General features: G+C 71.1%; 17 protein-coding genes. 8 read left to right on the forward strand and 9 right to left on the reverse strand.

Annotation, left to right across the window (positions count from 1 at the left end):
- The first annotated feature begins 242 nt into the window (after positions 1-242).
- Both ACFWY5_RS15675 and helR read left to right on the forward strand, forming a co-directional pair.
- Entirely contained in the window at positions 243-1,469 is a 1,227-nt protein-coding gene (locus tag ACFWY5_RS15675) for a glycosyltransferase (protein ID WP_379632496.1), read from the forward strand.
- Positions 1,470-1,510: 41 nt separating this feature from the next.
- A complete protein-coding gene (gene helR / locus ACFWY5_RS15680) occupies positions 1,511-3,658 on the forward strand; it encodes an RNA polymerase recycling motor ATPase HelR (RefSeq protein WP_379632498.1) in 2,148 nt (715 codons plus the stop codon).
- A 13-nt stretch (positions 3,659-3,671) separates the two neighbouring features.
- Here the strand turns inward: helR and ACFWY5_RS15685 are convergent, their stop codons facing one another.
- The gene (locus tag ACFWY5_RS15685; protein ID WP_379627208.1) at positions 3,672-4,271 is read right to left on the reverse strand and encodes a TetR/AcrR family transcriptional regulator; all 600 of its coding nucleotides are present in this window, start codon (positions 4,269-4,271) and stop codon (positions 3,672-3,674) included.
- Between the two features lie 101 nt (positions 4,272-4,372).
- Here ACFWY5_RS15685 and ACFWY5_RS15690 point away from each other — a divergent pair, with 101 nt between their 5' ends.
- The 3 genes from ACFWY5_RS15690 (at position 4,373) to ACFWY5_RS15700 (ending at position 7,540) form a co-directional block, all read left to right on the forward strand.
- Positions 4,373-5,743 carry an APC family permease gene (locus tag ACFWY5_RS15690; protein ID WP_379627206.1) on the forward strand — a complete coding sequence of 457 codons (1,371 nt, stop codon included), beginning with the start codon at positions 4,373-4,375 and terminating at the stop codon, positions 5,741-5,743.
- A 73-nt stretch (positions 5,744-5,816) separates the two neighbouring features.
- Entirely contained in the window at positions 5,817-6,575 is a 759-nt protein-coding gene (locus tag ACFWY5_RS15695) for an IclR family transcriptional regulator (RefSeq protein ID WP_379627204.1), read from the forward strand.
- Positions 6,576-6,658: 83 nt separating this feature from the next.
- A complete protein-coding gene (locus ACFWY5_RS15700; protein WP_379627202.1) occupies positions 6,659-7,540 on the forward strand; it encodes an SMP-30/gluconolactonase/LRE family protein in 882 nt (293 codons plus the stop codon).
- On the opposite strand, the gene ACFWY5_RS15705 is transcribed toward ACFWY5_RS15700, so the two are convergent.
- Genes ACFWY5_RS15705 through ACFWY5_RS15720 form a run of 4 tightly spaced genes read right to left on the reverse strand, consistent with a single transcriptional unit; the run spans position 7,530 to position 11,837 of the window.
- Positions 7,530-8,342, reverse strand: coding sequence for a carbohydrate ABC transporter permease (locus ACFWY5_RS15705; protein WP_379627200.1), 813 nt, complete (start codon positions 8,340-8,342; stop codon positions 7,530-7,532). The two genes, ACFWY5_RS15700 and ACFWY5_RS15705, sit on opposite strands and share 11 nt — an antisense overlap.
- Entirely contained in the window at positions 8,339-9,265 is a 927-nt protein-coding gene (locus tag ACFWY5_RS15710) for a carbohydrate ABC transporter permease (protein WP_379627198.1), read from the reverse strand. The genes ACFWY5_RS15705 and ACFWY5_RS15710 overlap by 4 nt, the downstream gene beginning before the upstream one ends.
- Positions 9,262-10,548, reverse strand: a complete 1,287-nt coding sequence (locus ACFWY5_RS15715) for an ABC transporter substrate-binding protein (protein WP_379632500.1) — start codon at positions 10,546-10,548, stop codon at positions 9,262-9,264. The genes ACFWY5_RS15710 and ACFWY5_RS15715 overlap by 4 nt, the downstream gene beginning before the upstream one ends.
- A complete protein-coding gene (locus ACFWY5_RS15720) occupies positions 10,545-11,837 on the reverse strand; it encodes an alpha-glucosidase/alpha-galactosidase (protein WP_379627193.1) in 1,293 nt (430 codons plus the stop codon). Before ACFWY5_RS15720 ends, ACFWY5_RS15715 begins: the two co-directional genes overlap by 4 nt.
- Before the next feature lie 217 nt (positions 11,838-12,054).
- Here ACFWY5_RS15720 and ACFWY5_RS15725 point away from each other — a divergent pair, with 217 nt between their 5' ends.
- Positions 12,055-13,014, forward strand: a complete 960-nt coding sequence (locus ACFWY5_RS15725; RefSeq protein WP_379632502.1) for an endo alpha-1,4 polygalactosaminidase — start codon at positions 12,055-12,057, stop codon at positions 13,012-13,014.
- Between the two features lie 38 nt (positions 13,015-13,052).
- Here the strand turns inward: ACFWY5_RS15725 and ACFWY5_RS15730 are convergent, their stop codons facing one another.
- From ACFWY5_RS15730 to ACFWY5_RS15740, 3 genes are read right to left on the reverse strand one after another with little or no spacing between them, the layout of a single operon-like run.
- Positions 13,053-14,102 (reverse strand): amidohydrolase family protein, encoded by a 1,050-nt coding sequence (locus ACFWY5_RS15730; protein WP_379632504.1) that lies wholly within the window; start codon positions 14,100-14,102, stop codon positions 13,053-13,055.
- A 12-nt stretch (positions 14,103-14,114) separates the two neighbouring features.
- Positions 14,115-15,050, reverse strand: a complete 936-nt coding sequence (locus ACFWY5_RS15735) for a zinc-binding dehydrogenase (protein WP_379632507.1) — start codon at positions 15,048-15,050, stop codon at positions 14,115-14,117.
- Positions 15,047-15,868 carry a fumarylacetoacetate hydrolase family protein gene (locus tag ACFWY5_RS15740; protein WP_379632509.1) on the reverse strand — a complete coding sequence of 274 codons (822 nt, stop codon included), beginning with the start codon at positions 15,866-15,868 and terminating at the stop codon, positions 15,047-15,049. Before ACFWY5_RS15740 ends, ACFWY5_RS15735 begins: the two co-directional genes overlap by 4 nt.
- Positions 15,869-16,051: 183 nt before the next feature.
- On the opposite strand from ACFWY5_RS15740, the gene ACFWY5_RS15745 reads away from it, so the two are divergent.
- Complete coding sequence (locus ACFWY5_RS15745; protein WP_379632511.1) at positions 16,052-17,134, forward strand: alanine racemase; 1,083 nt, start codon at positions 16,052-16,054, stop codon at positions 17,132-17,134.
- 11 nt (positions 17,135-17,145) lie between these two features.
- Positions 17,146-17,910 (forward strand): SDR family NAD(P)-dependent oxidoreductase, encoded by a 765-nt coding sequence (locus ACFWY5_RS15750; RefSeq protein WP_379632513.1) that lies wholly within the window; start codon positions 17,146-17,148, stop codon positions 17,908-17,910.
- Here the strand turns inward: ACFWY5_RS15750 and ACFWY5_RS15755 are convergent.
- On the reverse strand, positions 17,903-18,463 hold the full coding sequence (locus tag ACFWY5_RS15755; RefSeq protein ID WP_379627179.1) for a dihydrofolate reductase family protein: 561 nt from the start codon (positions 18,461-18,463) through the stop codon (positions 17,903-17,905). The genes ACFWY5_RS15750 and ACFWY5_RS15755 overlap by 8 nt on opposite strands.
- Between the last annotated feature and the right edge of the window lie 22 nt (positions 18,464-18,485).

Below are 18,485 nucleotides of genomic sequence, written 5' to 3' on the forward strand. Positions count from 1 at the left end.
ACCTCAACGCATCTTCAGTATTACACGCCTCGAAGGGCCTCGTCAATTCGAAAAATTCGTCCACGAGAGGCGGCGCCGTGTGAGGCAAGAGTAGGTGGTCCGACGGAGCGGACGAGAGGGAAAGGGGGAGACCCGCGCCTTTCCACTCTCAACGTATAGCGCACCGGGGGGCTTGCGGCAAGACCCCCGTCATGCCGCATACTCGCTGGCCGAGGCCAGAACCTGCGGAAACGGGGGACAGAATGCGGGTACTGTTGACGACGTACGGCTCGCGCGGCGACGTCGAACCCATGCTGGGACTCGCCGTGCGGCTGCGGGAACTCGGCGCGGAGGTGCGCATGTGCGCGCCCCCGGACGAGGAGTTCGCGAAGCTGCTGGCCGGTGCCGGCGTGCCGCTGATCCCGCTGGGACCGGCGATGGGCACGATGACGCGGCCGTCGACCGCCGCCGACGCCGCCCGGCGCGTGTCCCAGCTGGCCGGACTGTACGACACGGTCATCGCGGCGGCCGAGGGCAGCGACGCCCTGGTGGCCACCGGGCTCGCGCACTTCGCCTCCCGGTCGGTGGCCGAGAAGCTGGGCATCCCCTACCGGTACGCGACCTTCTGCTCGTACCTGCTGCCGACGCCGCACCATGCGCCGCCCGCGCAGGTGCTGCCCGGCCAGAAGCTCCCGCCGGGCGTGAGCGACAACCGGGCGCTGTGGAAGCTGAACGCCGAGAGCTTCGACACGGTGCACGGCCCGGCAATCAACGCCCACCGTGCTTCGGTCGGCCTGCCGCCGGTGGACGACGTGCGCGCGTTCATCTTCACCGGCCACCCGTGGCTGGCCGCCGACCCGGTCCTCGACCCATGGCGGGAGACCGAGGAGCTCGGCGTCGTGCACACCGGCGCGTGGATCCTGCCGGACGAGCGCCCGCTGCCGGCGGAGCTGGTGGCGTTCCTGGAGTCCGGCCCGCCCGCGGTGTACGTCGGGTTCGGCAGCATGCGCGGCGTACGGGCCGGCACCGCCCGGGTGGCCGTCGAGGCGATCCGCGCGCTGGGCCGCCGTGTGCTGATCGGGCGCGGCTGGGCGGGCCTGGCCCCGATCGACGACCGGGGCGACTGCCTCGCCGTCGGCGAGGTCAACCAGCAGGCGCTGTTCAGGCGGGTGGCCGCCGTCGTGCACCACGGCGGCGCCGGCACCACGACGACCGCCGCCCTGGCCGGCGCGCCCCAGGTGGTGGTCCCCCAGGCGGGCGACCAGGTCCACTGGGCCGCCCGGGTCGCCGCCCTGGGCGTCGGCGCCGCGCACGACGGCTCCGAACCCACCGTCTCCTCCCTGACGGCCGCGCTCGAAACGGCACTGGCCCCCGCGACCGCCGCGCGGGCGGGCGCCCTGGCCGCGACCATCCGCACCGACGGGGCGGAGGTGGCCGCCAAACTCCTGCTCGACACGCTGAGCCGGGAACGGCCGCCCGTGTCCGCGTGAGCCGCGCGCGACCATCCAGCCCACATTCGCAACCGAAGGACGTGAACCACCTGAACACCAGCGCGTTCGACCTACCCGCCCACCTCGCCCCCAAGGCCGGCCCGGCGCTGATCGCCGCCGACGAGCGGCACTTCGCGGCCATCGCGCGCAGCCTTGAGCAGTCGATCGCCGAGCTTTCCGGCCGCCTGGACGCCGAGCGCAGGTCGCCTGGCGGCAAGGGCCGGCAGGCGCTGGACCGGGACCTGGAGATCCACCGGATCTCGGCCCGCCTGCGCGCGCTGCGCCGCTTCGGCCTGGACCTGTGCCTCGGGCACATGGTGAGCGCGGACGGCGCCGAGCCCGTGTACGTCGGCCGCCTCGGCCTGACCGACAGCGACGGCCGCCGGTTGCTGCTCGACTGGCGCTCCCCCGCGGCCGAGCCGTTCTTCGGCGCCACCCACGGCAACCCGATGGGGCTGGCCAGCCGGCGCAGGTACCGCTGGACCCGCGGCCGGATCAGCGACTACTGGGACGAGGTCTTCACCTCGGACGGATTCGAGGGGCACGCCGCGCTCGACGACCAGTCCGCCTTCATCGCCAGCCTGGGCAGCAGCCGCTCGCCGCGGATGCGCGACGTGCTCGGCACCATCCAGGCCGACCAGGACGCCATCATCCGCGCCGGCTCGCGCGGCGCCCTGGTCGTCGACGGCGGTCCCGGCACCGGCAAGACCGTCGTCGCCCTGCACCGCTCGGCCTATCTCCTCTACTCCGACCCCCGTCTCGGCCACCACCGTGGCGGCGTGCTGTTCGTCGGTCCGCACCAGCCCTATCTGGCGTACGTCGCCGACGTACTGCCGAGTCTCGGCGAGGAGGGCGTGCAGACCTGCACCCTGCGCGACCTCGTCGCCGAAGGGGCGGGGGCGACGGCCGAGACCGACCCGGAAGTGGCCCGGCTGAAGTCGTCGGCCGAGATGGTGACGGCGATCGAGCCGGCCGTCAGGTTCTACGAGAACCCGCCCGCCAAGCCGATGACGGTCACCACCCCCTGGTCCGACATCCGGCTGAGCGCCGAGGACTGGGCCGAGGCGTTCGAGGCGCCGGACCCCGGTACGCCGCACAACGACGCGCGCGAGCAGATCTGGCAGGAACTGCTCACGATCCTGGTGGACCGGCACGACGGCGATGCCCCCGAGCACCTGCTGCGCAAGTCCCTGACGCAGAACAGGGAGCTGCGCGAGGTCTTCAACCGCGCCTGGCCGCTGCTCGAAGCGGCCGACCTCGTGGGAGACCTGTGGACGGTGCCCGCCTACCTGCGCCTGTGCGCGCCCTGGCTCAGCGTCGAGGAGATCCGCACGCTGCGGCGCCAGGACGCCCAGGCCTGGACGGTGTCCGACCTGCCGCTCCTGGACGCGGCCCGGCAGCGGCTCGGCGACCCGGAGGCCGCCAAGCGTCAGCGCCGGCGCAAGGCCGCCGCCGAATCCGAGCGCGCCCACATGGCCGAGGCCATCGACCGCCTGCTGGAGGCCGATGACGACGGCGAGGGCGCGGTGACGATGTTGCACGGAAAGGACCTTCAGGACGCGCTGGTCGACGAGGGCGCGCCGCCGCCCACCGACCTGGATGTGCTGGCCGGGCCGTTCGCGCACGTCGTCGTGGACGAGGCGCAGGAGCTGACCGACGCCGAGTGGCAGATGCTGCTGCTCAGGAACCCCTCGCGCAGCTTCACCATCGTCGGGGACCGGGCGCAGGCCAGGCACGGGTTCACCGAGTCGTGGGAGGAACGGCTGAAGCGGATCGGGCTCGACCGGATCACCCTGGCCTCCCTGAGCGTCAACTACCGTACGCCGGAGCAGGTGATGGCCGAGGCCGAGCCGGTCATCCGGGCCGCGCTGCCCGACGCCAACGTGCCGACGTCCATCCGCCGCGGCGACCTCCCCGTGGTGCGCGGACCGGTCTCCGACCTTCAGCCGATCCTCGACGCGTGGCTCGCCGGGAGCGCGGACGGGATCGCCTGCGTCATCGGCGACCCTGCCTTCCGGGCGACGCCGCGGGTGCGCTCGCTGACGCCGGAGCTGTCGAAGGGTCTGGAGTTCGACCTCGTCGTCCTCGTCGACCCGGACAGGTTCGGCGAGGGCATCGAAGGGGCCGTCGACCGGTATGTCGCGATGACCAGGGCGACCCAGCAGCTCGTCATCCTCACGAGCTCTTAGGGCGTCCTCGGGGTCACAGGTCCACGCCTGTGGCCCCGGCGGCGTACGCGCGCAGGTGGCGCTCGGCCAGCGCGGGCGAGAGCGTGGGCACGGCCATCGTGATGTGCAGGCCGTAGCCGTCCTCCAGCGTCACGAGGTTACGCGCGATCGCCAGCGGATCGTCGGTCAGCGTGAACGCGCCGCAGGCGGCGCCCGCCTGCAGGATGGCCGCGTAGATGCCGACCTGCCGCTCGTAGAGCTTGATGTAGGCGGCGGCGCAGGCGGCGTCGCGCCTGGCGATCGCGCCCAGCTCGTACAGCAGGACGCACAGCTCGTCGCGCGGGTCGCCGGGCAGGCCGCTGGAGATCATCGCCGACAGCTTGAGCCGCGGGTCGCTCTCGTCGCGCACGACGGCCTCGCGCTCGTCGCAGAACCGCTCGACCGCCTCGCGGTGCACCTCTCGGAGCAGTTCGGTGAGGCCGGGGAAGTAGTAGAGCACCGATCCTGAGGACATGCCCGCCTCCTGCGACACGTCGCGCAGGCGCAGGCCCAGGAGTCCCCGCTCGACGACGCTGCGCCTGGCCGCGGCGATGAGATGGGCGCGCCGCTCGTGGGCGCGGCTGGGTCGTGCCATGGCACCTCGCATTCTTTGAAGGCATCTCAAACTTTAGTCGGCCGCTATTGACTGCGGTTGAGCGGAGTTCTTTGATGCTTGTTAAAAGTATGGAGGCGCGGATGAGCACGTCACAGACCCGTCCCGGTGCCCGTCTCAAGCGCGGGCTGCGCGCGTTCGGAACTCTCCTGATCGTCCTGTCGGCCATCACTCCCGCCTCGTCCGTCTTCATCATCGGCCCGGGCGTGGTCCGGCAGGCCGGGACGGGCGCGTTCTGGAGCTACGTCCTCGCCGCGGTCGTGGGCGTCTTCATGGCCTTCGTCTACGCCGAGCTGTCATCGGCCTACCCGCTGACCGGCGGCGAGTACACGATCATCGGCAGGACGCTCGGCCGGCTGCCCGGTTTCCTGGCGCTGGTACTGGTCCTGGTCACGCAGCTGCTGATCCTCGCGGTGATCGCCCTGGGCGTCGGCACGTACCTGGGCGTGCTGTTCCCCGGCCTGCACGGTCCCCTCGCGGGCGCGGTCACCGTCGCCCTCGCCGCCGCGGTGGCGGTCTTCGACATCCGCTTCAACGCCGTGGTGACCGGCGTCTTCCTGGCCCTGGAGATGCTGGCCCTGCTCGCGCTGTCGGCCATCGGCGTGCTCAACGTCGAGCGTCCCTTCACCGACCTGCTGGTGAACCCGGTCGCGCCCGACGGCTCCCCCGCCACACTCGGGCTGATCGCGCTCGCCACCGCCGTGGCGATCTTCTCCTACAACGGGTACGGCTCCGCCGTCTACTTCGGCGAGGAGACCCACGGCGCCCGGCGCAACATCGCCCGGGTCATCCTGTGGGCGCTGGCCATCACCGTGGCCGCCGAGCTCATCCCGATCACCGCCGTCCTGCTGTCGGCCGGCACGCTCGACGGCGGCAACGTCGTCCAGCAGGTGGTCGCCGAGCACGGCGGCGGCACCCTGAACACGCTGATCAGCCTGGGCGTCGCCCTGGCCATCGCCAACGCGGTGATCGCCATCATGCTGCTCACCGCGCGCCTGATCTTCAGCAGCGCCCGCGACGCGACCTGGCCGGCGCGGGTCAACGCCCTCTTCGGCCACATCCACCCGCGGTTCGGCACCCCCTGGACCGCGACGATCGCCGCCGGCGCGGTCAGCGCGGCGCTCTGCTTCGTGCCCGAGCGCTACCTCCTGGTCGTCACCGGCACCTCCCTGGTGGTGATCTACGCCGCCCTCTGCGTCGCCGTCATCGGCGGCCGGCGCAACGGCAGCACCGCCCACGGCGTCTACCGGATGCCGCTGTACCCGCTGGCGCCCGTCGCGGCCCTGGCCGCGCTGGCGTACGTGATCTACACCAGTGCCATCGACCCCGTCATCGGCCGCCCCAGCCTGATCGTCACCGCCGCCATCCTGGTCGCGGGCACGGTCGTCTATCTCACCGTCGTACGGCGGCGCGGCACCTGGACCCTCCACGACCCCGGCGAGGAGAAGGACTGAACGACACACCGATTACGGATCTTCCGCATAACGCTCTAGCATTCCATTATCCGGAATAAGCGAGGGAGGCGTTATGGCGGAGACCCAGTCACCGGTGGGCAGCGTGGACCGTGCCCTGCTGATCCTGCAGGAGATCGGCAGGCACAGCCGCGGAGTCACGCTCGACGAACTGGCCACGCGGCTCGGGCTGCCCAAGAGTTCGCTGCATCGGCTGCTCGGCGCGTTGAAGCACCGGGGGTTCGCCGCGCAGCCCGAGCCGAGCGGGCCGTACTTCCTGGGCACCGAGATGCTCGCGACCGCGTTCAGGTTCTACGAGAGCATGGATCTGCGCACGCTCGTGCGGCCCCTGCTGCTGCGGCTCAGCGAGGAGTTCGCCGAGACCGTGCACATGGCGACGCTCGACGGCATCGAGGTGGTCTACCTGGACAAGGTCGAGGCGGTGCGGTCGATCACGATGACCTCGGTGGTGGGCGGGCGCAACGCCGCGCACTGCACGGGCGTGGGCAAGGCGCTGCTGGCCTGGACCTACCCGAGCGACGAGGCGATCAAGGCCTGGGCCGAGCGCTTCGGCCCGCTGGCGACCAGGACCCGCAACACGATCACGAACCCGGCGAAGCTCGCCACCCACCTCGACCAGGTACGGCGCCGCGGTTACGCGCTCGACCTGGAGGAGAACGAGCCGGGCGTGCGGTGTGTGGCGGCCCCCCTGTTCCTGGGCAGGACCGCCCCGGTCGCCGCGGTGAGCGTGACCGCGATCAAGGACAGGATGCCCCCGGCGCGGATGGAGGAGCTGGGGCACAGCCTGCGCAAGGCGATCGCCGAGCAGGGCTGACGGTTGACAGCCCGATTCCGGGGTGATGGTGTGAGTGGGGCGTGGAATGAGATTCTGCATTGCGGAAAGAGAGAGGAAGAGTCATGGAGCCGGAGGTCGTACCCGTGCCGCGGGCGAGCCTGGGTGAGGGTCCGCGCTGGGACGGGCACACGGGCACGCTCCTGTGGGTCGACATCCCGGCCGGGCTCGTGCACCGGCTCGACCCGGCCGACGGCTCGCACGAGGTGACCGAGGTCGGCCGGCCGGTGGGCGTGGCGGTGCCCAGGACCGGCGGCGGGCTGGCGCTGGCCGTGCGGGACGGCTTCGCCGTACTGCGGGACGGGGGCGGGCCGCGCGACGGGCGCGGGGTCCGCGACGGGCGCGGGCTGGAGGTGGTCGCGGCGGTCACGGCGGACGAGCGGCCGGGCAACCGGATGAACGACGGCGCCTGCGACCGCGCCGGGCGCTTCTTCGCCGGGACCAAGGCCGAGGACGACACGCCGGGCGCGGGCGCGCTCTACCGGCTCGACCCCGACGGCCGCTGCGAGCGGGTGCTGGAAGGAGTCTCGATCTCCAACGGCATCGCCTGGAGCCCCGACGAGCGGCTGCTCTACTACGTGGACACGCCGACGGGCCGGGTGGACGTCTTCGACTACGACCCGGCGAGCGGGCGGATGGCCGGCCGGCGGGTGTTCGCCGAGATCCCGCGCGGCTATCCCGACGGGATCACCGTCGACGCCGGCGGGCATGTGTGGGTCGCCCTGTGGGAGGGCGGCGCGGTCCTGCGCCTGCGGCCCGACGGGCGGCTCGACCTGGCCGTGGAGGTGCCCGCCGCCAACGTGACGAGCTGCGCGTTCGGCGGCCCCGGTCTCGGCGAGCTGTACATCACCACGGCGTGGGACGGCAGGGCGGGCGGGGAGCTGTGGCGCTGCCGTACTCCCTACACGGGTCTCCCCGCCAACCCCTACCGCGACCTCAGCCCTTGACCGCGCCGGTCAGCGCCTGGACGAACCGGCGCTGGCCGAACAGGAACACCGCGAGCACCGGCAGCGTGGTCAGCACGGTGCCCGCCATGATGGCCGGCCAGTCCGCGCGGTGCTGGCCCTGGAAGGTGGTCAGGCCCACCTGGACCGTGTAGTTGTCCTCCGAGTTGATCGCCACCAGCGGCCAGAACAGGTCGTTCCACGCCGTGATGAACGTGATGACGGCCAGCGCCGCCAGGGCGGGCCTGGCCACCGGCAGCACCACCCGGTAGAACGTCGCCACCCGCGAGCAGCCGTCGATGCGCGCCGCCTCCTCCAGTTCCTTCGGGAAGGACTGGAAGAAGGAGGTCATCAGGAAGATGCCCACGGCCGAGGCGAGCTGCGGCACGATGAGCGCGCCCAGCGTGTCGGTCAGCCCGGCCTTGTTGAAGATCAGGAAGGTCGGGATGACCGTGAGCTGGAACGGGATCAGCGCGGTGGCGATGACCAGGATCAGCACCAGCTTGGAGCCGGCGAACCTGATCCTGGCGAACGCGTAGCCGGCCATGCTGCAAAGCACCACCTGGGCCACCACGATCGCGCCCGAGACGATGATGCTGTTGACGAACCAGCGCAGGAAGTTCGAGCGCTCCACGACCGTGCGGTAGCCGCCCAGGTCGATGCTCTCCGGCCAGATCGCCGGGGGGAACCTGTTCAGCTCGGCCTGGGTCATCACCGAGCTGAGCAGCAGCCACACGAACGGCAGCACGACCACCGCCGACATCGGCACCAGGAGCAGATGCCACCTGCCGGACCAGCGCCTCATGTCGTCACCCCCTTGCGCCGGGCGAGCAGCAGGCCGGCGACGATCAGCACCAGGGTTCCGGCGAACAGGGCGTAGGCGACGGCCGCGCCGTACCCGGCGGTGGAGAAGCTGAAGGCGAGCTGCCACACGTAGTAGACGATGGTCACGGTCGCGTTGGCGGGGCCGCCCTTCGTCGTGGTCATGACCAGGTCGAAGAACTGCAGCGCGTCGATCACGCCCCACACCGTCAGGAAGATCGTCATCGGCCGCACCGACGGCACGATGATGTGACGGAACCTGGCCCAGGCGCCGGCGCCGTCGATCGCGGCGGCGTCCAGCACCTCCTTGCTGATCTCCTGGATGGCCGCCAGGTAGATCACCACGGCGAACCCGAAGCGGGTCCAGAAGAAGATCGCCGTCAGCACGAGCATCGCCTGCGAGGGGCTGCTGAGCAGGCCTTGCAACGGCAGCCCGAGCTTGGCCAGCAGCCCGTTCACCAGGCCGAAGTCGCGGTCGAAGACGAAGCCCATGAGCAGGCCCGTCGCGGTGGCCGACACGACGTAGGGCACGAGGAAGCAGGTCCGGTAGAACCCGATGCCGCGTACCTTCCTGTTCAGCAGCACCGCCACGAGCAGCCCGGCGATGAGCGAGGACGGGATGTACAGCACAAGGAGCAGCCCGGTGTTGCGCAGCGCCTGGAAGAACACCGGGTCGGCCAGCAGCGCCCGGTAGTTGTCCAGCCCGACGTTGCGGCCCGGCGACATCAGGTCGGAGTCGGTGAACGACAGCGCCAGCGCCCAGGCCATGGGGATCAGCGAGAACCCCAGGATGACCAGGGTCGCCGGCCCGGCGAAGGACCAGCCGGCGATGTTGTCGCCGAGCCTCCTGCGGTCCTTCTGGCGCCGGTGCTGGCTGGCGGTGGCGCCGAGCGCGGTCGCGCTCATGATCCCGGTACGGCCAGCGCCGCGTCGGCCTTCCTGGCCGCCTCGTCCAGGGCCGTCTTGGCGTCGCTCTTGCCGAGCAGGGCCTGGGCGATGCCCTCGGCGACGAACGCCGAGACCCGCGGGTACCGTGTGGTCGGCGGCCGGACCCGTTTGGCGTTGGCCAGGTTGGCGGAGATCACGTCGATGCCCGGATATTTCTTGAGATAGTCCTGGTAACCGGGCAGCTTGGTGATCGACTCGCGGATCGGCAGCGACCCGGTGTCGCTCATCCACACGAGCTGCCGCTCGGCCGCGGTCAGCCAGGCCAGGAAGGTCGCCGCCGCCTTGACCCGGCGCTCGTCGTGCTGGAAGACCACCCAGTTGTCCGGCCCGGAGATGGTCTCGTGGTTGCCGTTCGTACCGGGCAGCGGCGAGACGCCGTAGTCGACCTTGGCCGCCTGCAGGTCGGGCAGCACCCACGGCCCGGACATGAACATGGCCAGCCGTCCGGACTCGAACAGCTTCTGCCCCTTCTCGGCCGGGCTGGAGTCGAGGTAGAGCGACTTGTCGTCGACGGCCATGGCGCGCAGCCGGTCGAGCGCCTGCTGGCCCTGGGCGGAGTTGAAGGCGGCCTTCTTGTGGTCGGGCGTGAGGATGTCGCCACCCGCCTGCCAGAGCATCGGCCACAGGCCCCAGACCGCCTCCTCGCCGCCGCTGATCGGCCAGGTGGCGCCGAAGACGCCGGCCTTGGCGTCGGTCGACTGCTTGGCCATCGTGCGGAAGTCGTCCCAGGTCCAGTCCGGTCCCGGCGGCTTGAGCCCCGCCTCGGCCAGGACCTTCTTGTTGTAGAGGACCACCATGTTGTCGACGACCGCGGGGAAGCCGATGACCTTGCCGTTGACGGTGACGGCCTCGCGTTCGCTGGCCCAGAAGTCCTGCCACTTGACGGCCGGGTCCTTGACGAACTCGGTGAGGTCGGCCGTCTTGGGGTTTCTGGCGATGTTGGGCGCCCAGGAGCCGTAGAGGTAGGCGATGTCGGGGTAGGCGTCGGAGGTGAGCGCGGCGGTGATCTTGGGCAGCATGCCGTCCGCGGTGGCTCCGCCGGACTCGGTGTCGACCTTGATGTCCGGGTGGCTCCGGTTGAACTCGGCGACCAGCTTCTCGATCGACTTGGCGGAGGCGTCCTCCTGGCCGTGCCAGATGGTGATCTCCACGGGGCCGTTCGCCGCCGGTTCCTTCCCGCCCGCCCCGCAGCCGGTCACGGCCAGCGCGAGGACCGCGGCGGCGGCCAGGGCCCGCCTCATCGCACGCCCTCCGGCATCAGGTCGCCGTGGGCGGCGATCATCTCGTCCACGAGGTCGTGGATCTGCTGCAGCGTGAGGGTGGCCGCGGCGTTGGGGTCGAGCATGGCCGCGTGGTAGACGTGCTCGCGGCGCCCTTCGAGCGCGGCCAGCACGGTCAGCTCGCCCACGTTGAGGAACGTCGTGTTCAGGGCGGCGAGCTGCGGCGGCAGCGCCCCGATCTTCGTCGGGCGCACCCCGGCCCGGTCCACCAGGCACGGCACCTCGACGCAGGCGCCGGCGGGCAGGTTGGCGATCAGGCCGTCGTTGCGCACGTTGCCGTGGATCACCCGTGGCGTACCGGTCTCGATGGAGTGGATGACCTCGGAGGCGAGCTCCATGGCGGGCTCGATCTCCACGCCCTCCCCCGCGGCCAGCCGCCGCCTGGTCTCCTCATAGGTGCCGAGGTTCTCCTCCGACCAGCGCAGGTAGATCTCCACGGGGATGCGGAAGTGCGCGACCTGGTCGTCATGATGGAGGAACCACGGCAGGTACTCCGAGCCGTGTTCACTGGACTCGGTCGGGAAGTGACCGAAGCGGCGGTACATCTCCACCCGGACGGTCCTGCGCAGTTCGGGGTCGGCGGCGATGACCTCGTCGAGCTCCGGGTAGAGGTCGCGCCCCCGGTGCTCGAACCTCAGGACGAACGCCTGGTGGTTGGCCCCGGCCGTGACGAAGGAGACCTCCTCCTCCGGCACGCCGACCAGCGAGGCCAGGCGGGCCTGGGTGTCGCGCACCGAGTGGCACAGACCCACCACGTTCGTGAACGGCGTACCCTGGTAGACCGCGCGCGGGATCATCGCCATCGGGTTGGTGTAGTTGAGCAGGAGCGCGTCCGGCGCCAGTTCGGCCAGGTCGTGGCCCAGCCCGACCATGACCGGGATCGTGCGCAGCGCGCGGAAGATGCCGCCGATGCCGAGGGTGTCGGCGATCGTCTGGCGCAGGCCGTAGCGGCGCGGGATCTCGAAGTCGGTACGCGTGGCGGCGTACCCGCCGACCGCGATCTCGTTGATCACGTAGTCGGCGCCCTCGACGGCCCGGCGCCGGTCGAGGTGGGCCTCGACCTTGGCGCCCAGGCCCAGCTTGGCGACCATCCAGGCGGCCATGGCCTCCGCGGTGGCCAGGCGTTCCGCGTCGATGTCGTGCAGGACGAGGGTGGTGGAATCCCCCAGTTCCGGAAATGTCAGAATGTCAGAGAGAACGTTCTTGGTGAATTCGACGCTGCCCGCGCCGACGAACACGATGCGTGCCATGGGCCACTTTCCCTCCACAGAGCACGAAGCGGGCGTGGGTCTCCGCTACGTGCGGCAGTATAACCAGCTATCCGTAATACAGACCAGAATTCCATACTGTGGAATGATCGTCAGCACGGAATTCTCGACATCGAGAGAAGGTTGACAACCTCCGATCTTCCTCGGTTTCCTTATCTGCGGAACATGATTCCGCAATACGGAACGGAGGGTAGGTTTGTTGATCCATCGCATATCCCGCCTGGCCCTGGCCGCGGCGCTGGCGTTCGTGCCGGCACTGGCCTTCACCGCCGGTGCGACGGCCGACGCCACGGGCGGCGAGACGGGCGGCGCGGCGATCTGGCGGCCGCCGGTGCAGAGCCGCTGGCAGTACCAGCTCCAGGGCAGCAAGGCCCATGCCGCCACCGGCGGCATCAACGTCGGCATCTGCGAGGTGCCGCAGTCCGGCGGCGCCTGCGTACGGCCGAGCGTCTTCGACATCGACCTGTACGTCGACGCCGAGGTCGCGGGCAACAACACCACGCTCAACACCGCGGGCGTCGACGCCATCCACGCCAAGGGCGCCAAGGCCATCTGCTACATCGACGCCGGCTCGATCGAGGACTTCCGTCCCGACTACCCGGCCTTCGTCGCGTGGCACGACAGCCACGGCAGGTCGCTGCTGGGCAAGCCGTTCAGCGACGAGTTCCCGAACGAGCGCTGGGCCAACATCAACAACGACAAGGGTCAGCGGGACTTCCTGCTGAAGATGATGGAGGCCCGCGTCGACAAGTGCGTCAGGGCCGGGTTCGACGGGGTCGAGTTCGACGTCGTCCACGCGCACGAGGAGGGCCAGAAGGTCACCGGCTGGAACATCAGCGCGCAGACCCAGCTGACCTACAACAAGGCGCTGGCCGCCATGGCCCACAGGAAGGGCCTGTCCGTCGCGCTGAAGAACGACCTCAGCCAGGTGGACGAGCTGGTCTCCCACTTCGACTACGCGGTCAACGAGGAGTGCTTCCAGTGGAAGGAGTGCGAGGTCCTGTCCGCGTTCGTCAAGGCGGGCAAGCCGGTCTTCCAGGTGGAGTACAAGACCTCGCCGGGCGGCTTCTGCTCCAAGGCCGCCGCGCTGAAGTTCAACTCCATCAAGAAGGCGACGGACTACTCGCTCTACGACAAGCCGTACAAGCCGTGTAGGTGAGGGCCAGGGGCGGTCCCGCCGGGGGCGGGGCCGCCCGTTCACGCCAGCCTCGGCACGAGCGCGCGGACATTCTCCGCATAGACCTTGGCCAGCACATCGTTAGGCAGGTCCAGCCCGCTGATGGTCCACCGGCCCATCAGCGGAGGGTCCTCGGTGGAGTGGGCGAACGCCTCGTCGGCGGTCTCCAGGAAGCGGAAGTGGATCCGGTAGGTCTCCGGGTCCGGCGGGAGGTCGTCGGTGCCGAACAGCACGCGGCCCGGATGGCGCATGATCAGCTCGCGCGCGGCCCGCGGCGCCCTGCCCAGCTCGGCGAGGCGCGCGGCGATGTCGATGTGGAAGTTGGGGTGCTCGTCGAGCATCGCGCCGACCCAGGCCAGGTTCTCCGGCCAGCAGCCGGCATGCACGCCGATCACAGTGGTGGCCGGATGCGTGCCGATCATGGTCTCCATGGCCTCGATCAGCCGCTCGAACGGCGGGAACTCCGGGCCGGAGAACACCCAGCCGGGGTGGGCGGCGAGCTGTTCGAGCCGTTCGTTGCGCTCGTCGACCGGCTCGAAGAACGCCACCGGGTCGGCGGTGTGCAGGGCGATCGGGATGCCCAGCTCCCCCGCCGCGGCCCACAGCGGGCCGAGCCGTACGTCGTCGAGCATGACCAGCTCGCCGCGGTGGTCGCGCACACGCAGGCCGACGTCCTTCCAGACCTTCAGCCCCGCGGCGCCCTCGGCGACCGAGGCGCGCAGCTGCGCGGCCAGGCGCTCGCCGAAGCGGGGTTCGGCGGTCCGCGACCAGTCGACGTGGCAGAAGGTGGCGAACCTGCCGGGGTGGGCGGCGTCGTAGCGTTCGAGGTTGGCGGCCAGCTCCGCGCCCCAGCGGCCGTCGAGGTTGACCATGGCGCGCACGTTGAGCGTGTCCATCTCGGCCAGCAGCGCGGGCACGTCCTTGACCATCCAGTCGCCGTCCTCGCTGAGCCAGCGGCCGAGGTGGGTGTGGGCGTCCACGACCGGCAGCCGGGCCCTCTCCACGAGGTGGACGGGGACCTTGAGCTGCGAGATCGGGCGGTAGTCGGACAGCGGGGTGCGCACGGACATGGACGCCTCGATTCAGAAGGTCAGCAGGGCTTTGACGGGGGTGGTGCGCCCGTTCATCAGCGTGGTGAAGATCTCCGCGCCCTCGCCGATCGGGTAGGTGGCCACCCAGCTGAGGTCCCAGCCGGCGACCAGGCCGACGGCGGCGGCGAAGTCGGCGTCGCGGTAGGCGAAGGAGCCGGCCACCTGCTTCTCCCCGCGGACCAGCGCGGCGGCGTCGAACCCGGCGGTCGGGTCGGCCAGGCCGAGCCAGACGGCGGTGCCGCCGGGGCGCAGCCGGGCCAGCGACTGCTCGTGGGTGGCGGCGGCGCCCACCGCGTCGAAGATCACGTCGTACTCTCCGGCCAGCTCCGTCACGGCCGCGCCGGCGCCGAGCCGGCCGGCGATCTCGCGGCGGTGCGGGGACCGGTCGGCGACCTCGACCCGCGCCGCGCCGCCGGAGATGGCGACCAGCAGGCAGGCCAGGCCGATGGCGCCGGCCCCGATGACGCCCACGCGGGCGCCGGCGGGCGCGCCGGCCAGCGACCAGGCGTGCACCGCGTTGGCCGCGGGCTCCACGATCGCGGCCGCCGTCCAGCCGAGCCCTTCCGGCAGCTCGGTCAGCGTGCCCGAGGGCACCGCGACCCGCTCGGCGAAACCGCCGGGCCGGTGCACCCCGACGATCTGCCGCTTCCTGCACACGTTGCGCAGCCCGAGCGCGCACAGGTCGCAGGCGCCGCACGACAGGATCGGGTTCACGACGACAAACCTGCCGTCGCCGGTACGGCCGGCGAACTCGTGCCCCATCACCAGCGGCGGCACCCGGAACCCGGGGGTCCTGACCCCGTGCAGCTCGCTGCCGCAGATGCCGGAGGTCACCACGTGCACCAGCTCCTCACCGGCGCCGACCTCGGGTTCCGGCACGTCGCGGACCTCCATGGCGCCGGGTCCGGTGAACACCAGGGCCCTCATCGCGTGCCGTCCGTGACGGGGTTGACCAGGACGCCGATGCCCTCGACGCCGGTCTCGACGGTGTCGCCGGGGCGCAGGGAGCGCCGCGGGGTCATGAACTCGCCGCAGCCCCACGGGGTGCCGGTCAGCACCACGTCGCCGGGTTCGAGGGTGAAGGCGCGCGAGCAGAAGGCGAGCAGCTCGGCCACGCCGAAGAGCATCTCGGCGGTGCTGGAGTCCTGGACGGTCTCGCCGTTGACGCGGGTCCACAACTTCAGGTCCTGCGGGTCGCCGAGCTCGTCGGGCGTCACGATGACCGGGCCGAGCGGGCAGAAGGTGTCCAGGCTCTTGCCGCGGGTCCACTGGCCGTCGGCGAACTGCAGGTCACGGGCGGAGACGTCGTTGGCCACGGTGTAGCCGGCCACGCCCGCGAGCGCCTCGTCCCCGGTCACGTTCCTGAGCGGCGTGCCGATGACCGCGGCCAGCTCGACCTCCCAGTCCACGCGCTCGGTCAGCCCGGTGTCGATGACGATGGGCTCGCCCGGCCCGATCACGCTGGAGGGGAACTTGGCGAACATCAGCGGCCGCCGCGGCTCGTCCATCCCGGCCTCGCGGATGTGGTCGAGGTAGTTGAGCCCGATCGCCACGATCTTGCCTGGCCGCAGGGGCCGGACGGGCACCGCGGCGTCGAGCGGCCCGGCGGTGCGCACCGTGCCGAGCCCGCCGGCCAGCACGGCCTCCAGCGGGGTGCCCGGGGGCACGTCGAGGGCGTACCAGCGTCCGTCGCGTTCCTCCGCGGCCATGCGGGTCCGTCCGACCCGGACCGTGCCGACTCTCATGCGAGCTCCCGTTCCGTGATGCAGAATGCCATTCCGACTACGCGAAAAGGACAGCAGTGGCGGGGGCACCTGTCAAGAGTTACCTGGAACTGTCCAGCATTCCGTATAGCGGAAGACTGATGCGTCAGACGGAATGGCTGTGTTACGTTCGCTGGCATAGACCCGAGGGGGCGTGATCCATAGATGTATCCAGAAATCGACACCCCTGCCCTGGTCATCGACCTCGACGTGGTCAGGGCCAACGTGAGCGAGATGGCGAAGGTGGCCTCCGCCAACGGCGTCCGGCTCCGGCCGCACGTCAAGACCCACAAGATGCCCGAGCTGGCCAGGATGCAGCTCGAGGCCGGGGCGAGCGGCATCACCTGCGCGAAGCTCGGCGAGGCCGAGGTGATGGCGCAGGCCGGCATCGACGACATCCTGCTCGCGTTTCCGATCTGGGGCCGGCCCAAGCTGCGCCGCCTCGCCGCTCTGCGCGAGCGGGCCAGGGTGCGCGTCAGCCTCGACTCCCCCGAGGTCGCCGCCGAGCTCGGCCGCCTCGGCGGGCCGCCGGTGGAGGTGCTGGTCGAGGTCGACACCGGCCAGCACCGCCTGGGCCGGCCGCCGGGCCGGCCCACCGCCGACCTGGTCGCCGAGATCGCCGCGGTCCCCGGCGTGGAGGTCGCCGGCCTGCTCACCCTCGCCGGGCACGCCTACCACTGCCGCACCCCGGCCGAGCTCGCCGAGACCGCCCGCCGCGAAGGCGAGGACCTGGTGGCGACCGCCGAGATGTGCGCCCGCGACGGCATCGCGCTGCGCGAGATCAGCGTCGGCTCGACCCCCACCGCCCGCCACGTGGCCGGGGTCGCCGGCGTGACCGAGATCCGGCCGGGCACCTACATCTTCAACGACACCGCCATGATGCGCCTCGGCGTCGCCTCCGAGGAGAACACCGCGGCCAGAATCCTGACCACGGTGATCGGCCGGCCGGTGCCGGAACGAGTCGTGTGCGACGCGGGCACCAAGTGCCTCACCTCCGACGGGTACGGCACGCCGGGCTGGATCCGCGCCGTGGGCCTGCCGTACCTGCGGATGGAGTTCTTGAACGAGGAGCACGGCGTGGCCCGTCTGGAGCCCGGCCACCACGGTGAGCTGCCCGTCGGCTCGCGGATGGGGCTGATTCCCAGCCATGCTTGCTCTGTCGTCAACCTCTTCGACATCGCCTACGGCGTCGAGGACGGGGAAGTCATCACCGAACTGCGCGTCGCCGCCCGCGGGGCCGTGCGCTGAAAGGAGGCAGCATGCGCGGCCTGGCCGGCAAGCGGGTGCTGATCAGCGGGGGTAGCAGCGGCATCGGCGCCGCCACCGCCCGCAGGTTTCTCGAAGAGGGCGCCAGGGTCGTGCTCGGCGGCCTCGACGAGGCCGAGGTGGACGCGGCGGTGACCGGGCTCGCGGCGCTCGGCGAGGTGAGCGGGCTGGCCGGCGACGTCAGCGCGGAGGCCGACGTGGCCCGCCTGGTCGACGGCGCGATCGCGGCGCTGGGCGGGATCGACGTCCTGGTCAACAACGCCGGTACGGCCTGGCGCGAGCCGTTCCTGGAGATCACCCCGGGGCACTGGGACCGGATCATCTCGGTGAACCTGCGCGGCATGTTCCTGGTCGCCCAGGCGGTCGCCCAGCACCTGGTGGAGCGCGGCACCGGCGGGGTGATCCTCAACATGTCCTCCACCAACGGCCTGGGCGGCGAGGCCGACTACGCCCACTACAACGCCTCCAAGGGCGGCGTGCTCCTGCTGACCAGGACGATGGCGGTGGAGCTCGGCAAACACGGCATCCGGGTCAACGCGCTGTGCCCCGGCTACATCCAGACGCCGCTGAACTCCGCCATCTCCTCCGGTCTGGCCGATGACTTCGTCTCCGCCTACGCCCGCGACCACATCCCGCTCGGCCGGGCGGGGCTGGCCGAGGAGGTCGCCGCCGCGTACGCCTTCCTGGCCTCCGACGACGCCGCCTTCGTCCACGGCACCGAGCTCGTCATCGACGGCGGCCAGCTGGCGATCATGTGAGCGGGCCCGCCGGACGGTAGCGCAGCCACAACACGCCCGACCGGTACGGCGTCGCGGCCACCAGCCGAAGCCGGATCGGCCCGACGCCGTCGAAGACGCGCGGGCCCGCCGACCAGAGGCAGGGGTTGACCCAGAACCAGAACTCGTCGACGAACCCGCGCCTGGCCAGCGTGTGCGCGAGCTCGCCGCAGCCGGAGACGACCAGGTTGCCGCCGTGGGTGTCCTTCAGCTCGGGCACGACCTCGTCGAGCTCGCCCTTGATCAGGGTGGCGTTCCACTCCAAAGGGCCCGGCCTGGTCCGGGAGGCGACGTACTTGGGCATGCCGTTGATGCGCTTGGCGTAGCGGCCGAGTGCGGGATCGCCGCCGAGGTGGGGCCAGACGGCGGCCAGGCCCTCGTAGGTCTTGCGGCCGAGCACCAGCGCGTCGGCCAGCAGGAGTTGTTCGAGCGAGGCGTCGCCGCTGTCGTTGTCCGCCTCCAGCCAGGTGTCGGGGGCGGGCGAGTCGAACACGCCGTTGACGGTGATCATGTTGTGCACGATGAGCTTTCCCATGGCCGGCCTTTCGACGGTTACC

It is taken from the genome of Nonomuraea sp. NPDC059007, from assembly GCF_042740555.1.
Taxonomy (GTDB): domain Bacteria; phylum Actinomycetota; class Actinomycetes; order Streptosporangiales; family Streptosporangiaceae; genus Nonomuraea.